Source organism: Flaviaestuariibacter flavus, assembly GCF_004337505.1.
Classification (GTDB): Bacteria; Bacteroidota; Bacteroidia; order Chitinophagales; family Chitinophagaceae; genus Flavisolibacter; species Flavisolibacter flavus.
On sequence record NZ_SJZI01000042.1, the window covers coordinates 562440 to 578724 of the forward strand.

Annotated in this window: 12 protein-coding genes; 9 read left to right on the plus strand and 3 right to left on the minus strand. The window is 58.4% G+C overall.

The annotated features are described in order from the left end of the window. Positions 1 to 68 precede the first annotated feature (68 nt). Positions 69 to 1193: a TlpA disulfide reductase family protein gene (locus EPD60_RS10265; RefSeq protein WP_165871502.1), complete on the plus strand. Its 1125-nt coding sequence runs from the start codon at positions 69 to 71 to the stop codon at positions 1191 to 1193. A 225-nt stretch (positions 1194 to 1418) separates the two neighbouring features. Here the strand turns inward: EPD60_RS10265 and EPD60_RS10270 are convergent, their stop codons facing one another. From EPD60_RS10270 to pheT, 3 genes are read right to left on the minus strand one after another with little or no spacing between them, the layout of a single operon-like run. Continuing rightward, entirely contained in the window at positions 1419 to 1712 is a 294-nt protein-coding gene (locus EPD60_RS10270) for a cell division protein ZapA (RefSeq protein WP_131449360.1), read from the minus strand. Positions 1713 to 1718: 6 nt separating this feature from the next. Beyond that, positions 1719 to 2006 carry a hypothetical protein gene (locus EPD60_RS10275; RefSeq protein WP_131449361.1) on the minus strand — a complete coding sequence of 96 codons (288 nt, stop codon included), beginning with the start codon at positions 2004 to 2006 and terminating at the stop codon, positions 1719 to 1721. Then, positions 2006 to 4429, minus strand: coding sequence for a phenylalanine--tRNA ligase subunit beta (gene pheT / locus EPD60_RS10280; RefSeq protein WP_131449362.1), 2424 nt, complete (start codon positions 4427 to 4429; stop codon positions 2006 to 2008). The genes EPD60_RS10275 and pheT overlap by 1 nt, the downstream gene beginning before the upstream one ends. Positions 4430 to 4605: 176 nt before the next feature. Between pheT and EPD60_RS10285 the strand changes: the two genes are divergently transcribed. The 8 genes from EPD60_RS10285 to dnaB all read left to right on the plus strand — a co-directional run bounded on the left by EPD60_RS10285 (position 4606) and on the right by dnaB (position 16285). After that, positions 4606 to 6063: a CoA-acylating methylmalonate-semialdehyde dehydrogenase gene (locus EPD60_RS10285; RefSeq protein WP_131449363.1), complete on the plus strand. Its 1458-nt coding sequence runs from the start codon at positions 4606 to 4608 to the stop codon at positions 6061 to 6063. A 145-nt stretch (positions 6064 to 6208) separates the two neighbouring features. Beyond that, on the plus strand, positions 6209 to 7564 hold the full coding sequence (locus tag EPD60_RS10290) for an aminotransferase class III-fold pyridoxal phosphate-dependent enzyme (RefSeq protein ID WP_131449364.1): 1356 nt from the start codon (positions 6209 to 6211) through the stop codon (positions 7562 to 7564). Between the two features lie 133 nt (positions 7565 to 7697). Beyond that, positions 7698 to 9203: an NCS1 family nucleobase:cation symporter-1 gene (locus EPD60_RS10295; protein ID WP_131449365.1), complete on the plus strand. Its 1506-nt coding sequence runs from the start codon at positions 7698 to 7700 to the stop codon at positions 9201 to 9203. Beyond that, positions 9187 to 10569 (plus strand): dihydropyrimidinase, encoded by a 1383-nt coding sequence (gene hydA, locus EPD60_RS10300; RefSeq protein ID WP_131449366.1) that lies wholly within the window; start codon positions 9187 to 9189, stop codon positions 10567 to 10569. Before EPD60_RS10295 ends, hydA begins: the two co-directional genes overlap by 17 nt. Before the next feature lie 63 nt (positions 10570 to 10632). Then, positions 10633 to 11499 carry a nitrilase-related carbon-nitrogen hydrolase gene (locus EPD60_RS10305; protein ID WP_207896604.1) on the plus strand — a complete coding sequence of 289 codons (867 nt, stop codon included), beginning with the start codon at positions 10633 to 10635 and terminating at the stop codon, positions 11497 to 11499. A gap of 83 nt (positions 11500 to 11582) precedes the next feature. Continuing rightward, a complete protein-coding gene (locus tag EPD60_RS10310; RefSeq protein ID WP_131449367.1) occupies positions 11583 to 12965 on the plus strand; it encodes an NAD(P)-dependent oxidoreductase in 1383 nt (460 codons plus the stop codon). 70 nt (positions 12966 to 13035) lie between these two features. Then, positions 13036 to 14304 carry an NAD-dependent dihydropyrimidine dehydrogenase subunit PreA gene (gene preA / locus EPD60_RS10315; RefSeq protein WP_131449368.1) on the plus strand — a complete coding sequence of 423 codons (1269 nt, stop codon included), beginning with the start codon at positions 13036 to 13038 and terminating at the stop codon, positions 14302 to 14304. Positions 14305 to 14725: 421 nt separating this feature from the next. Beyond that, on the plus strand, positions 14726 to 16285 hold the full coding sequence (dnaB, locus tag EPD60_RS10320; protein WP_131449369.1) for a replicative DNA helicase: 1560 nt from the start codon (positions 14726 to 14728) through the stop codon (positions 16283 to 16285).

The window sequence follows — 16285 nt, forward strand, 5'->3', positions numbered from 1 at the left end:
GCTCCCGTCTGTCCCCTGCATCGCCGGATTCAGTTAACCGGGTAACTGCCGGGTTGAACCGTCTCTGGTTGCTTGCTCTGCTCCTGTTTCCCTTTGTTGCCGGCGCCCAGCGCGGCAGTGCGCATATCGAAGGCACCCTCGTCAACCTGCCCCGGGTGCGGTATGTAAGCCTGCGGACCATCAACGGGAGTTTTGTTCTGGTAAAGCCGGTGGAGGTACGCGATGGCCATTACTCGCTCCGCTATTCACTGACGCAGCCCCTGCTGGTGCTGCTCACCTTTACGGGCGACGAGCCCCTGCTGCGGCAAAACGGCGTCGGTGACCGTGTGTACAATGTGCCCGTTTTTCTTCAGCCCGGGACGATTGAGATCGAGTCGCGAGATACGCTGCCCCGTACGGTAATCCGCGGCTCCCGCGCCCATACCGACTACCTGCAGATCCGCGACGCCGGTGACGCTTATGAGGCCGCGCTCCGAAAGGTGCGCGAGTATTCGGCCGACCCGGCACGCCGCAACGATCGGCTGGTGCAGCGCCGCGCTGCCCGCCTCATCGACAGCCTCGGGCTGCAGTACCGCGACGAGGTGCTCGGCCGCTTTCTGCAGCGACATATCGATTCGCCCATCGCGCCCTGGGTGCTGACCCAATTCTGGAACAGCGAGGGCGACCCCGAAAAAGTGCTGGGCTTCCTGCTGAACCTCCCGCGAAGTGTACGCAACCGGTATCCTCTTGCCGATATGGAAGAGTATGCGCGGCACCTGGCCCGGATGCGTATTGGCGACGAGCTGCCCGACTTCAGCATGCGCGACACCGCCGGGCGGGAAGTGTCGCTTTCCTCGTTTCGTGGCAAATGGGTGCTCCTTGATTTCTGGGGTTCCTGGTGCCTGCCCTGTCGTCTCGAAAGCGGCAACCTCGTGAAAGCCTTCTCCCGCTTCAAGGAACGCAACTTCACCATTCTCAGCGTCGCCATCGAGCCGCAGAAGAGCTACCGCAAATACTGGATGGAGGCCATCCGCGACGATTCGCTCACCTGGACCCACGTGGCTGATTTCAAGTTCTGGGACAGCAAAGTGCTGAAGCGTTTCGGCGTGCAGGCGATCCCCTTCAACCTGCTCATCGACCCGCAGGGACGGGTGGTGGCGCGCTACCTGCGCGGCGAGCGCCTCTTTGCGCGGCTGGATCAATACCTCGAATGAATATCGAATAACGAATATCGAATAACGAATTACGAATAACGCATAACGGAGGCAGCATGCCCGGCAGTCCATACCCCGTGTTCAACGGGCAACACTCCGTGTTTGGAGCTGCTCCCTTGAAAATTGAATTTGGCACATTGCATATTGCATGAGCAAAGCCCCGACCAGACGTCGGGGCTTTGCCATTTCGATATTCGATATTCGATATTCGCTATTCTGTATTCGTTATTCGTTATTCCCTAGGGCGCCGTCAACGATCTTTTCCAGCGCCGCCAGCTTTTCCTGCAGGGCTTTTTGCTCCATTTCGTTGCTGGCCGAGCCGGTTTGCTGGGTGGCAAACCAGATGAGCACCATGGCCACATAATCCTGCATGTCTTTGCCGGCAAAAGCCGTTTTGAATTCAACGAGCTTGTCGTTGATGGTTTTGGCGGTATGGCGTACCACCGCTTCGTCCTTGGGCTGGATCTTGATGCGGTAGGTGTGGTCGCCGATGACGAGGTTGATGGGGATAAGTTCCATGTGTGATTATTGGCTGAGGTACGCAATGCACTTGTCAATCTCGCGAATGAACTTGTTCACCTGCTTTTCGAACTCCTTTTTCTCCCGGTCGTTCATGCTGCCGGCGGCGAGCTTCATGAGGCTGACGGCCTGCTGCAGCTCCTGCACCTGGGTGGCGAGGGCTGCCCGCTCTTCGCGGGCCTGGGCAAGCTGCTGCTGCAGGGCGCTGTTCTCCTTGCGGAGCACTCCCTGCTGCCGCGCCAGCTGCTGCAGCTTCTCCTGCAGCCTTCCCATCTGTTCGTCGGTGCCCGCCATTATTTCCGGATTTCAGCGCCCAGCTCTTTTTCCAGCGTACCCATGATCTTTTGCATCCAGCTGTCGATCTCCTTGTCGGTAAGCGTTTTCTCTTCGTCGAGGAAGGTGAAGTTGACGGCGAGCGATTTCTTGCCCGCGCCGAGCTTTTCACTTTCAAACACGTCGAAGAGACGCATGCCACGAAGACCTTTGAGGCGCAGCCTTTCCACCTGCTGCTCAATGCTGGCAAAAGGCGTAGCTGTAGGCACCACCAGCGCCAGGTCGCGCTCCACCACCGGGAAGCGGGGCACCTCGCGGTACTGTATTTTTACGGGAAGCGCCACGCTGAGCACGGCATCCCAATCCAGGTCGGCTACAAACACCGGTGCCTTCAGGTCAAAGCGCTTCGCATCCGCAGTGGTGACGCGGCCGATATGGCCCAGCACCGTTTTGTTGGCGCGCAGGGTAATGACATCGGTCATGCCCGCCACCGCCTCGTCCACGCTCAGCTCGGCGCGCACGCCGGCGAGGCGGAGCAGGGCCTGCACCGTTCCTTTCAGGAAATAGATGTCGGCCGGTACGGCCTTGCCCTTCCAGCTCTGCGGACCCAGGTTACCGGTAACATAAAGGCACAGGTGGTTGCGCTCGGCATACTGGCCCGGGCCGGAGGTGCTGTAGGTCTTGCCGTATTCAAAGAAGCGCAGGTCGCTTTGCTTGCGGTTGCTGTTGAAGGCGATCACCTCCAGCGCCGTCGGCAGCATCGAGGGGCGCATGATATCGAGCTCCGAGCTCAGGTTATTGAGCAGGCGCACCGCCGTGGCCAGCTGCTCCTCGCTGAAGTAGGCCGAGTTGGTGATCGAGTTGGTGAGGATTTCGGTGAAGCCGGCGCCCACCAGCGCATCCGCCAGCTTTGTCTTGAAGCTTTCAGCGCGGTAATTCTCTTCAACCGAAGGCGTGATGGTAATGGCTGTGGGAATTGCGATATTGTCGAGCCCGTCGATGCGCAGGATCTCCTCCACCACGTCGGCGGGAAGGCTCACGTCGCGCTTGTGATACGGCACCTCCACCGACAGGGCGTCCATGCTGTCTTTGATGATGCGGAAGCCGAGGCTTTCGAGGATGCCCTTGACGGTCTCGGGATGATAGTTTTTGCCGCTCAGCTTTTTCAGGTACTGGTTCTTCAGGATCACTTCCTTCTTCGGCTCCGGCTTCGGGTACACGTCGATAATGTCGGAGGCGATGCTGCCTCCGGCAAGCTCCTGCACAAGGGCAGCGGCGCGCTTCAGCACGTTGACCGTATTGGAGATGTCGACGCCTTTTTCAAAGCGGGTGGCCGCATCGGTGCGGAGGCCGTGGCGGAACGAAGTTTTGCGGATGGTGCCGGGGTCGAAGAAGGCGCTTTCGAGGAACACGTTTTTCGTGCCGTCGGTAACGCCGCTCTCGATGCCTCCGAATACGCCGGCGATGCACATCCCGCCTTCGGCATTGCAGATCATCAGGTCTTCGGCGCTCAGCTTGCGCTCTTTTTCATCCAGCGTTTTGAAGAGCGTTCCCTCGGGCTCGTTCTTTATGATCACCTGGCGGCCCTTGATGGCGTCGTAGTCGAAGGCATGCAGGGGCTGGCCGGTTTCGTGCTGGATATAGTTGGTGATGTCGACAATATTATTGATGGGCCGCAGGCCGATGGCTTTGAGACGGTCCTGCATCCACTTCGGTGAAGGCTTCACGCTGATGCCGGCGATGGACACGCCGCTGTAGCGCGGGCAGGCGGCCGTATTCTCGATAGTGACCGTGACGGGCAGGCTGTTGTTCTCGGCCTTGATATTGGCCGAGGGCAGCACCGGCTTCAGGTCTTTCTTGTCGTGATGCGACAGGTAGGCACATACGTCGCGGGCCACGCCCCAGTGGCTCATGGCGTCGGCGCGGTTGGGTGTGAGGCCGATCTCGTAAATGATATCGGTATATGGCTTGAAATATTCAGCTGCGGGCGAGCCGATGGGCGCGTCGGCGGGAAGCACCATGATGCCGGCATGCGAGTCGCCGAGGCCGATCTCGTCTTCGGCGCAGATCATACCGTGGCTTTCCTCGCCGCGGATTTTGGCCACCTTCATCGTCAGGGGCTCACCGCTCGCCGGGTAGATGGTGGTGCCGACGGTGGCAACCACCACACGCTGGCCCGGGGCCACGTTGGGCGCGCCGCAAACGATCTTCAGCGGCTCCGGACCGCCGACAGTAACGCGGGTAAGCCGCAGCTTGTCGGCATTGGGGTGCTGCGCCGTTTCGATCACCTCGCCGATGACGAGGCCGGCGAGCCCGCCCTTCACTTCTTCAAAACGCTCCATCGATTCCACTTCGAGGCCGATGGCCGTGAGGATGCGCGAGAGGCGTTCGGGTTCCACTTTAACGGGAAGGTATTCGGAGAGCCAGTTGTAGGAGATGGTCATAATCAATAATGTAGCGGCGGCAAAGATAAGGAAGCGGGGGCGGCGACCCGGTGGGCACGGGGCGAATAATGCGTCGGGCGCCCGGGGATCGTACCGGGATTTTTTTTGATAATATCAAAAAACAGTATATTGTAGGAGTCGATTGCACCCACCTACGTCTCCCAAAAGTCTGCTTTATGAAATATTCCCCGATACAGAACTTTATCGATGGCGGCTTTGTACCCGCTACTTCCGGAAGAAGCATGACCGTCGTGTCGCCCCTCGACGGCAGCCTCCTGTCTACAGTGCCGCTATCTGATGCCGATGCGCTGGAAAGCGCTGTCGCTGCCGCCAGAAAAGCGTTCCCTGCCTGGTCACGCACGCCCATCAAAGAACGGGTCCAGGTGTTCTTCCGCTACAAGACCCTGCTGGAAAAACACCTCGACGAGTTGTCGACCCTGGTGATGGAAGAGAACGGCAAGACCTACGATGAGGCAAAGGCCGAGATGGAGAAGTGCATTGAGCTGACCGAGTTCGCCACCTCGCTGCCGCAGCTGGTGACCGGTGAGGTGCTCGAAGTAAGCCGCGGTGTGGAATGCCGTACCGAGCACGTGCCGCTGGGCGTGGTGGCCTCCATCGTGCCCTTCAACTTCCCGAGCATGGTGCCGCACTGGAGCATTCCCAACGCCCTTGCGCTCGGCAACTGCATGATCCTGAAGCCGAGTGAAAAAGTGCCGCTTTCTTCGGGGCGCATCGCGGAGCTGCTGAAAGAAGCCGGGCTCCCCGATGGCGTATTTAATGTGGTGCATGGCGATACTTCTATAGTAGAGGCCATTTGCGATCACCCGCATATAGAAGCCGTATCCTTCGTGGGCTCTACCCGCGTGGCCCGCATCGTATACCAGCGCGCTACCGCGAACTACAAGCGCTGCCTCGCACTTGGCGGCGCCAAGAACCACCTGATGGTGATGCCCGACGCCCTTCCCGACATGACTGCGCAGAATGTGGCCGCCTCCATGAGTGGCTGCGCCGGGCAGCGCTGCATGGCCGCGTCGGCCATGGTGGCCGTTGGCGAGGTGGATCATATCGTGCAGCGCATCGTGGAAGAGGCGAAGAAGATCGTGCCCGGGCAAAATCTCGGCGCAGTGATCAACAAAGAAAGCAAGGAACGCATCGAGCGCTATATCACCGAAGCCGAGGCCCAGGGCGCCAAAGTGCTGCTCGACGGCCGCAACGCCGTGGTTGCCGGCAAGGAAGAAGGTACCTATGTCGGGCCTACCGTCATCGACGGGGTGCGCCCCGATATGGCCGTGGCCACGGAGGAGATCTTCGGACCCGTCATCTCCATCATGCGTACAAAAACCGTAGACGAAGCACTCAAGATCGAGAATGCCAATCCTTATGGCAATGCGGCTTCCGTATTCACGCAAAACGGCGGCGTAGCCCGCTACGTAATGGAGCGCGCTTCGGCCGGGATGGTCGGCGTGAACGTGGGTGTACCCGTGCCACGTGAGCCTTTCTCTTTCGGCGGCTGGAACGAATCGAAGTTCGGCGTCGGCGACATCACCGGCAAGAGCTCGATCGCCTTCTGGACAAAGCTCAAAAAGACTACCATCAAGTGGAACCCCGAGGCGGGTGTGAACTGGATGTCGTAGGAGAAAGAACGCAGATCTTTTATGATCTGTTATGATTTGCGCAGATACCGTTACCAGCATCAGCATAGGTCATAACCAATCTGCGTATCCCGCTTGCGGATCAGCGTTCCTTCTCTCTTTTCTCTTCAACATAAAAACGAAACGGATGGATACTACACTCTCCTCCCGCACCGAAACCGAATCGATCGTGCAGGACAACCTCGACTACACCCTTTTTTCGTGGAGCAAGCAGAAGGGCATCAGCCCCATCGCGGTTAAATATGCCGAAGGCGTATACCTGTATGACTACGAGGACAAGCGCTACCTCGATTTTTCGTCGGGCCTGATGAATGTCAATATCGGCCATGGCAACCAGCGGATCACGCAGGCCGTGGTGAAGCAAATGCAGGAGGTGGCCTACGTGACGCCGAGCTGCGCTACCAGGGCGAGGGGAGAGCTGGGCAAGAAGCTCGCAGAGATCTGCCCGGGTGATCTCAACAAAGCGTTCTTCACGCTCTGCGGCGCTACCTCCATCGACAACGCCCTGAAGCTCGCCCGTATTTATACGGGGCGGCACAAGATTCTATCCCGCTACCAGTCGTACCACGGCGCATCTTATGGTGCGCTTTCGGCCGGCGGCGACCCGCGCAAGCTGCCCGCCGACGCGCAGCAGGCACCCAACTTCGTGCACGTTGACCTGCCCTATGCCTATCGCTGGGAATATGGTGAGGAAAACCTTTTGAAAGAATGCCTGCAGCGATTCGAGCGCACCATCGCCTTTGAAGGGCCGGGAAATATCGCGGCCATCCTGCTTGAAGGCGCATCCGGCTCGTCGGGCTGCTTCACGTACCCGAAAGGATTTCTCAAAGGCATCCGCTCACTTTGCGACAAGCACGGCATCCTCCTGATCATCGACGAGGTGATGAGCGGTTTTGGCCGTACCGGGAAGTGGTTTGGCTTTATGCACGAAGACATAGTGCCCGATATGGTGGCGATGGCGAAGGGTCTTACCTGCGGCTACCTGCCCTTTGGTTGCCTTATGGTCACCGACCGCATTGCCGCGAAGTTTGATGAGGCCATGCTGCCGCTTGGTCTTACCTATTCGGCGCACCCGGTTTGCTGCGCCGCCGCGCTGGAGACGCTGCAGGTTTATGAAGACGAAGGCCTCATCGAAAACACGGTGGCCATGGAAGCTTACCTGAATAGCCGGATCGAAGAGCTGCGGGCGAAGCATCCCAGCATCGGCGACTGGCGCAACCAGGGATTGCTTGGCTGCCTCGAGATCGTGAAAGACCGTGGCACACGCGAGCCGATGGCGCCCTTCAATGCAAAGCCGGAGGAGATGACCGTGATGAACAAAGTAGCGGCGAAGATCAAGGAGCTGGGCATGTACACCTTCGTGCGCTGGAATTACGTCTTCATCGCACCGCCGCTCTGTGTCACCAAAGAGCAGATCGATGAAGGCCTGGCCATCATCAGCGAAGCGCTGCAGATCGCAGACAGTAATGTGCTGATGGGGTAATAGGGCAATGGGGGTAATAAGCCACAAGAAGGATTACTGGGATGCTGGCTTTGCAAGGCTGCTTCTTCATTACCCCATTAGCCCATTAGCCCATTACCCGATTCTTCCATTCGATTGAACCCAAGACTATCCAATGGCAAACGATCACATCAAGCATTCGGAACTGTACAACGAGGACCTGGCGCCGATTCCGCAGGAGAAGCGCACCTGGGGCACCGGCAACTACGCCGCCCTGTGGATATCGATGAGCCTGTGTATTCCTACGTACACGATGGCGTCTTCGATGATCGATCACGGAATGAGCTGGTGGCAGGCGATCCTGACGATCTTCATCGGTAATGCCATTGTTCTGGTGCCGATGCTGCTCAACGGTCATGCAGGGGCGAAGTACGGTATTCCCTTCCCGGTGCTGGCGCGGGCTTCCTTTGGCACGCGCGGCGCCAATATTCCCGCCATGCTCCGTGCAGTGGTGGCCTGTGGCTGGTTCGGCATCCAGACCTGGATCGGCGGCGAGTCCATTTACCACGGCATCCGCGCCTGGAAGCCGGAGCTCGCCGAGATCAATATGCAGGGACTTTTCCCCCAGCCATTGCCACTTGCCTGCTTCGCCGCTTTCTGGCTGCTTAATATGCTGGTGGTATACAAAGGCGTCGAATCGATCCGCAAGCTCCTCGTCTTTAAAGCCATCTTCCTGCCCGTAGCGGCGCTGGCGCTTTTTGCCTGGGCCATCCTGGCCGCGAAGGGGCTCGGACCCATGCTGGAGAAACCTTCTTCTTTCAGCGACAGCGCCGCCTTTTTCAGATTTTTCTTCCCGGCGCTAACCGCTGTGATCGGCTTCTGGGCTACGCTTTCGCTTAATATTCCCGACTTTACCCGCTACGCGAAAAGCCAGAAGGCGCAGATCCGCGGACAAGCGATCGGGTTGCCGCCATCGATGACGCTGTTTGCGTTTGTAGGAGTGATGGTTACCTCGGCTACCGCCATCCTTTATGGAAAGCCGGAATGGGACCCGGTGAAGCTTGCCGGACATTTTGAAAACAGGCTGGTGGTGAGCTTCGCGATGCTCGGCATCATCATCTCCACACTGGCCACCAATATCGCGGCCAATATCGTGAGCCCGGCCAACGATTTCGCCAACCTGGCCCCGAAGAAAATCTCCTTCCGAACCGGCGGTTTCATCACGGGGCTCATCGGGCTGTTCATCTTCCCGTGGAAGCTCGTGGCCGACCCGAGCGGCTACATTTTTACCTGGCTGATCGGCTACTCGGGATTGCTTGGACCTGTAGGCGGCATCATGATCGCCGACTACTATTTCGTACGCCGCCAAAAGCTCGCGGTGGCCGAGCTCTACGATCATAAAGGACGCTATGGCTATCACCGCGGCTTCAACGAAAAAGCCCTGGTGGCGCTCGTTTGCGGCATTCTTCCCAATATTCCCGGCTTCCTTGTTACCATCGGGGCCGTGCCCCCGGAGCGCGTTACGCCCTGGGTGGCCGGCTTGTACAACTACGCCTGGTTCGTCGGCTTTGTCCTGTCCGGCGCGCTATACCTGTTGCTGATGCGGCGCAGCCATGTGCCGACGCGCGATCCTGAACCCATTATTACCGAAGACCCTAACGCTTATGTCCCTACTCATTAAGAACGGAAGAATCATCACGGCCTCCGATGATATGGTGGCCGATATCCGCGTCGACGGCGAAACCATTACGGCCATCGGGCGCAACCTGCCGACTGATGGTGCCCGCGTGATCGACGCCGAAGGCCTGCTTGTATTCCCTGGTGGCATCGATCCGCATGTGCATCTCGACATGCCTTTCATGGGCACGTTCTCCAGCGATTCCTACGAAACCGGCACGCGTGCGGCCCTGCATGGCGGCACCACTACGGTCATTGATTTCATTCTGCAAAAGCAGGGCAGCTCCCTGAAAAGCGCCCTGGAAGAGTGGCAGTCGCGCGCCACCGGCACCGCGGTGGGCGATTACAGCTTTCATATGGCAGTGACCGATTTCAATGAAGAGACAAAAAAAGAAATCAGCCACTTTGTGGAAAATGAAGGTATCACCTCGTTCAAAACCTTCATGGCCTACAAGGGCGCCCTCATGATCGACGACCGGCAGATGGTGGGCCTCATGGAGGAAGTAAAGCGCTGCGGCGGCCTCGTGACCGTGCATGCCACCAACGGCGATATGATCGACTACCTCGTGGCAAAGCACCGCGCCGAGGGAAAGCTGGCGCCATTGTACCACTACCTGTCGCAGCCCGAGGTGACCGAAGCCGAAGCCTCCGAGCGATTTGCTTCCATGAGCCGTTATACCGGTTGCCCCGGCTATATCGTTCACCTTACCTGCGAAGGTGCGCTCAACGCGATCCGCGAAGCAGCCAAGTGCAACCAGCATGTGTTTGTGGAAACCTGCATCCAATACCTGCTGCTCGATGCTTCCTTGTATGAAAAGGACTTCGAGGGCGCCAAGTGGGTGATGAGCCCGCCGCTGCGCGAAAAGAAAGACCAGGAAACACTCTGGGCCGGCATCAACCAGGGCCTTGTGAATGTGGTGGCCACAGATCATTGTCCGTTTAAGTGGGAGCAGAAGCTGATGGGCAAGGAGGATTTTTCCAAGATCCCCAACGGCCACCCGGCCATCGAGCACCGCTTCGAGTTGCTTTTCAGCGAAGGTGTGCAGCAGGGAAGGATCACCCTCAACAAATTCGTGGAGGTGGCCAGCACCAACGCGGCGAAGATCTTCGGCATGTTCCCCCGCAAGGGCACCATCGGCATCGGCTCCGACGCCGACATTGTGCTGCTTGATCCTGATGAAGAGCACACGATCTCCGCCGACCGGCACAACATGAATGTCGACTACTCCGCCTACGAAGGCTGGAAACTGAAAGGGAAGGTGAAGACCGTAATTCTACGGGGGCAGGTGGCCGTGGACAACGGCACCTGCAGCGTACAAAAGGGTTATGGCCAGTTTATCAAACGCAACAAAGTCACCGATCATATCTAGCAACCAGAACTACTAAAACCTCTAAAACCTTTAGAACCTACAAGAACCTTTTAAAACCTGACTATGCCCAGAATTATCAAATCCGGCCTCATCCAGATGAGCCTGCCGAAGACCGAAGGAGAGGGGACGATCCCCGAGATCATGGAAGCGATGGTGCAGAAGCACATCCCCCTTATTGAAAAAGCCGGCGAGCAGGGTGTTCAGATCCTGTGCATGCAGGAGATCTTTAATACGCCCTATTTCTGTCCGGGGCAGAACAAAGACTGGTATGCTTCCGCCGAGCCCGTGCCCGGCCCTACCGTATGGCGCATGGCCGAGTACGCAAAAAAGTACCAGATGGTGATGATCGTACCGATCTATGAGCGCGAGCAGGCCGGCGTGCTGTACAACACCGCCGCCGTGATCGACGCCGACGGCACCTACCTGGGCAAGTACCGTAAGAACCACATTCCGCACACCTCCGGTTTCTGGGAGAAATTCTTCTTCAAGCCCGGCAACCTCGGCTACCCGGTGTTCCAGACGCGTTATGCCAAGGTGGGCGTGTATATCTGTTACGACCGGCACTTCCCCGACGGCGCGCGGGTGCTGGGGCTTAATGGCGCCGAGATCGTGTATAATCCTTCCGCAACGGTAGCGGGTCTTTCGCAATACCTCTGGAAGCTGGAACAGCCGGCGCATGCCGCCGCCAACGGCTATTTCATGGGCTGCATCAACCGCGTGGGCACCGAAGCGCCCTGGAACCTCGGTAAGTTCTACGGCTCCTCCTATTTCGTGGATCCGCGCGGGCAGATTTTCGCGCAGGCATCGGAAGACCAGGACGAGTTGCTGGTAGCTGAATTCGACCTCGACATGATCGAGGAAGTGCGCGCCACCTGGCAGTTCTTCCGCGACCGCCGGCCCGAAACCTACGAGAAGCTCGTGGAGTTATAATCTGATTATCTACAATCTGGAAATCTGGAATTTGTTATCACAGCAGAATCCAGATTCAAAGATTCCAGATCAAAACAGTCTTTATGGCCATATCCAACAATCGGCTCACCGCAGCTGAATATGAACGCAACTTTTCCGATGTGCACCCGCCCTTCGACGGCCGCGAGTCCGCGCTGGTGGAAGCCAACCGCTGCCTGATGTGCTACGATGCGCCCTGCATGAAGAGTTGTCCCACCAGTATCGATATCCCGAAGTTCATTCACCAGATCACCACCGATAACGTAAAGGGTTCGGCGCATACGATCCTGCAAAGCAATATCATGGGCGCCGGCTGCTCGCGTGTGTGCCCGGTGGAAAAGCTCTGCGAAGGTTCCTGTGTCTATAATTTCCTCCACGAGGCACCGATTCCGATCGCGAAGCTGCAACGCTACTCCACCGAAATGGCGATGCAGCGACAGTGGCAGCTGTTTACCCGCAAGCCCGAAACCGGCAAGCGGGTCGCTATTGTAGGTGCGGGGCCGGCGGGTCTTTCCTGTGCCCACGTGCTGGCGCGCGAGGGTGTGGACGTTACCATTTTTGAAAAGGAAGAAAGCGGCGGCGGCCTTATGACCTATGGCATCGCTGCTTATAAAGTGACGCCTGAATTCTGCCGGGAGGAAGTGGAATACATCACCTCCATCGGTGGCATTACGATCCGTTACGGCCAGGAGCTGGGCCGCTCCATCAGCCTTACACAACTGCGTGCGGAATACGATGCGGTTTTCCTTGGCTTCGGTGTCGGCCTTGCCCGCCGCCTCGATATTCCCGGCGAGGACCTGGAAGGCGTGGTGGATGCGATCTCGTTCATTTACGGGCTCCGTACGCAACCCCTGGCGCAGACGCCGGTCGGCGACCGGGTGATTGTGATCGGCCTCGGTATGACCGCCATCGACGCGGCCACCCAGGCAAAGCGGCTTGGCGCCAAAGAGGTAACGATCGTTTACCGCCGCACGCGCGCCGAAATGCCCTGCACGCAGGTAGAGCTCGACCTGGCTTTACTGGATGGCTGCAAGGTGCTTTGGCTGGCCGCGCCGGAGGAAGTGCTCGGAACTGACGGTGCCGTTACGGGGTTGCGCTGCAGCCAGATGCGGCTGGGCGAGCCGGATGCCTCCGGCCGCCGCGCGCCCGTTCACTCGGGCGAGGAGTTCGTGCTCGAAGCCGATATGGTGATCAAGGCCGCGGGGCAAACACCTTTCGAGGAAATGGTGGAAGCCTGCGACCTGCAGCATACCGGCGGCAAAGTTGCCGTTAGCGGCAACGTAACGAGCATCGGCGGCGTCTTCGCCGGCGGCGACTGCGTCAATGGCGGGCGCGAGGTGGTGGATGCGGTGCAGGCCGGCAAGGACGGTGCCGCCGCGATCATGGAATTCCTCGGCCTTCATGCTGAAGTAAAGAAAAATGTACCCACACCCGAAGCGATCATCTGAAGGGATGACCGTATTTATACTGTAGGTATTAGCGTTTTAAATCAGACATCCGACATCAAAAGATATTTTTATGGCCGATATATCCGCAAACTTCCTGGGCATCAAGTCGCCCAATCCCTTCTGGCTCGCATCGGCGCCGCCTACCGATAAGCTCACCAACGTGCTCCGGGCCTTTGAGGCCGGCTGGGGCGGCGTGGTGTGGAAGACGCTGGGCTCGCAGGTGAAGAACGTTTCCTCGCGCTATTCGGCCGTCAACTACGGCGGCCACAAGGTAATGGGCTTCAACAACATCGAGCTTATTTCCGACCGCCCGCTGGAGCTGAATCTCCGCGAAATCCGCGAAGCCATCCGCCTCTTCCCCGACCGCGCTATGATCGTGTCGCTGATGGCCGACAACGACCGCGAAAGCTGGCACGAGCTGATCAAAAAAGTAGAAGACACCGGCGCGCACGGCTTCGAGCTCAACTTCGGCTGCCCGCACGGCATGACCGAGCGCGGTATGGGTGCCTCGGTAGGGCAGGATCCCGAGATTGCGCGCATGGTGGTGGAATGGGTGATGGAGAAAGCCACCATACCTGTCATTACCAAGCTCACACCAAACGTGCATTCAGTGGTGCCCACCGGCAAAGCCTGCGTGGAAGCGGGCACCAACGCACTCTCACTGATCAATACCATCCAGTCGGTGACCGGCATTGACCTCGACACCTTTGTGCCCAATCCGTACGTGGCGGGGCATTCGGTGTTCGGCGGTTATTGCGGTCCTGCGGTGAAGCCCATCGCACTCAAGTTCCTGGCCACCATTTCGCAAAACCCGGTCACGCGCACCGTGCCTATCTCAGGCATCGGCGGCATCAGCACCTGGAAGGACGCGGTGGAATTCATGCTCCTGGGTGCCACCACCGTGCAGGTGTGCACAGCCGCCATGACCCATGGCTTCCGCATCGTGGAAGATCTCTGCGAAGGCCTGAGCAACTGGATGGACGAGAAAGGCTTCGGCACCATCGAAGATTTTATCGGGAAGTCGGTGCCCACGCTTACCCGCTGGGAGGAGCTCGACATCAACTACCACCACATTGCCAGCATCGACCCTGATAAGTGCATTCACTGCGGCCTTTGCTACATCACCTGCGAGGACACCTCGCACCAGGCCATCAACCTGGAATACGGCAAGCCATTCAACAACTACTCGGTGAAGAAAGACGATTGCGTGGGCTGCAACCTGTGCCAGCTCGTGTGCCCGGTAGACGGCTGCATCACCATGAAGGTGGAGCGCAAGGCGCCGGAGTATGTCAACTGGACGGACTTCCAGCGCCTGGGGATGCCCCTTAACGACCATTAGGGGGGCGCCGGCGGGATCGTTGTTCATGAATTTAAAGGGAAGCTTGCTTCCCTTTTGTTTGCCCGATGCGCCGGTGCGCCGCCGGCCGGGAGACCGGTTATGCCTCCCTGCGAGTTTTCCACAAGGCGCTTTTTTGTGCTGTCCGGGCGCCATCGGTTTGCCTGCAAAGGCCGCCCAAAACGGGAGCGGGAGAACTGGATTTTCCAAAAAACCGGGGCAGAATAGTTACGAACAAAAGTTGTGCACAACCGGGGTGCGGCTGGGGAAAAAAGGGGAATTTTGTGGGTTAGCTGCCCAAACCCGTGAATAGAGCCGGTTAGCCGGTGGAAAACGTGGTGCATTGCCTGTGCATGATTATTTATGTATGTGGACTGTTACCGCCCCTTCCGGCCCCGCTATATTCGTTGACTGACATTAACACATGGATCTGACCAACCGCAATATAGACCGCAAGAATCGCCGCAAAGCCCCACTTGATCTCAGTACCATGGTATACGGTAAGGTGCCGCCCCAGGCCAAAGAGCTGGAGGAGGCCGTGCTCGGTGCCGTTATGCTGGAGAAGGGCGCCTTTGACGCCGTAGTTGAAATTCTGAAGCCGGAGTGCTTTTACGTAGATGCACACCAGAAAATCTTCCGCGCCATGAAATCGCTGGCCAATAAAAGCCAGCCCATCGATATCCTGACCGTTGTTGAGGAACTCCGTTCGATGGAGGAGCTCGACCTCGTAGGCGGCCCGTACTATATCACCAAGCTGACCAATATGGTGGTGTCTTCGGCTAACATCGAGGCGCATGCGCGGATCATCCTGCAAAAATTCATTCAGCGCGAGCTGATCCGCATTTCCGGAGAGATCATCGGTGAGGCCTACGAGGATTCGGCCGACGTATTCGACCTGCTCGACCAGGCCGAGAGCCGCATCTACGAAGTGACCTCGACCCACCTGCGCAACTCCTACGAGTCGATCGATTCGGTGCTGGTGAAAACCATCCAGCGCATCGAGGACCTGCGCCACCAGAACGCTGATATCACGGGTGTTCCCAGCGGTTTCCCGTCGATCGACAAGGTGACCTACGGCTGGCAGAACACCGACCTGATCATCCTCGCCGCCCGACCGGCCGTGGGTAAAACGGCCTTCGCCCTCAACCTGGCGCGCAATGCCGCCCTCGACCCGCGCAAGCAGACGCCGGTAGCCGTGTTCTCGCTTGAAATGGGCGCGGCCCAGCTGGTACAGCGTATCCTCTCGGCCGAAAGCGAGATCTTCCTCGAGAAGATCTCCCGCGGTAAACTCGAAGAGCACGAGATGAAGCAGCTTTATGCCAAGGGCATCCAGCGCCTCGCACAGGCGCCCATCTTCATCGACGACACGCCGGCCCTCAACATTTTCGAACTGCGCGCCAAGTGCCGCCGCCTGAAGAACATCAACAAGATCGGCTTTATCATCATCGACTACCTGCAGCTGATGAGCGGTGGCGGTGAAGGAAAAAATACCAACCGCGAACAGGAGATCTCGACCATCTCGCGCTCGCTCAAAGGCCTCGCCAAGGAACTGCAGGTGCCGATCATCGCCCTGTCGCAGCTCTCCCGTGAAGTGGAAAAGCGGAAAGACGGCAACAAGATGCCGCAGCTCTCCGACCTTCGCGAATCGGGTGCCATCGAACAGGATGCCGACATGGTGTGCTTTATTTACCGACCCGAATACTACGATGTGACGCAGAACGAAATGGGCGAAAGCAATAAAGGCGAGACCCACATCCGGATTGCCAAGCACCGTAACGGCTCGCTTGAAACCATCGTATTGCACGCCCGTCTCGAGATCCAGCGTTTCTACGACAATAACGACGGTGGAATGGGCGGACCGCAACTCCCCGGCGCCTGGAAGCCCGTTTCCGGCGACGATGCCGGCGGCGCGGGTGCCCGCATGTTCATCCAGACCGGCTCCAAGATGAACCAGTTCAGCGACGATGACGACGCGCCCTTCTAG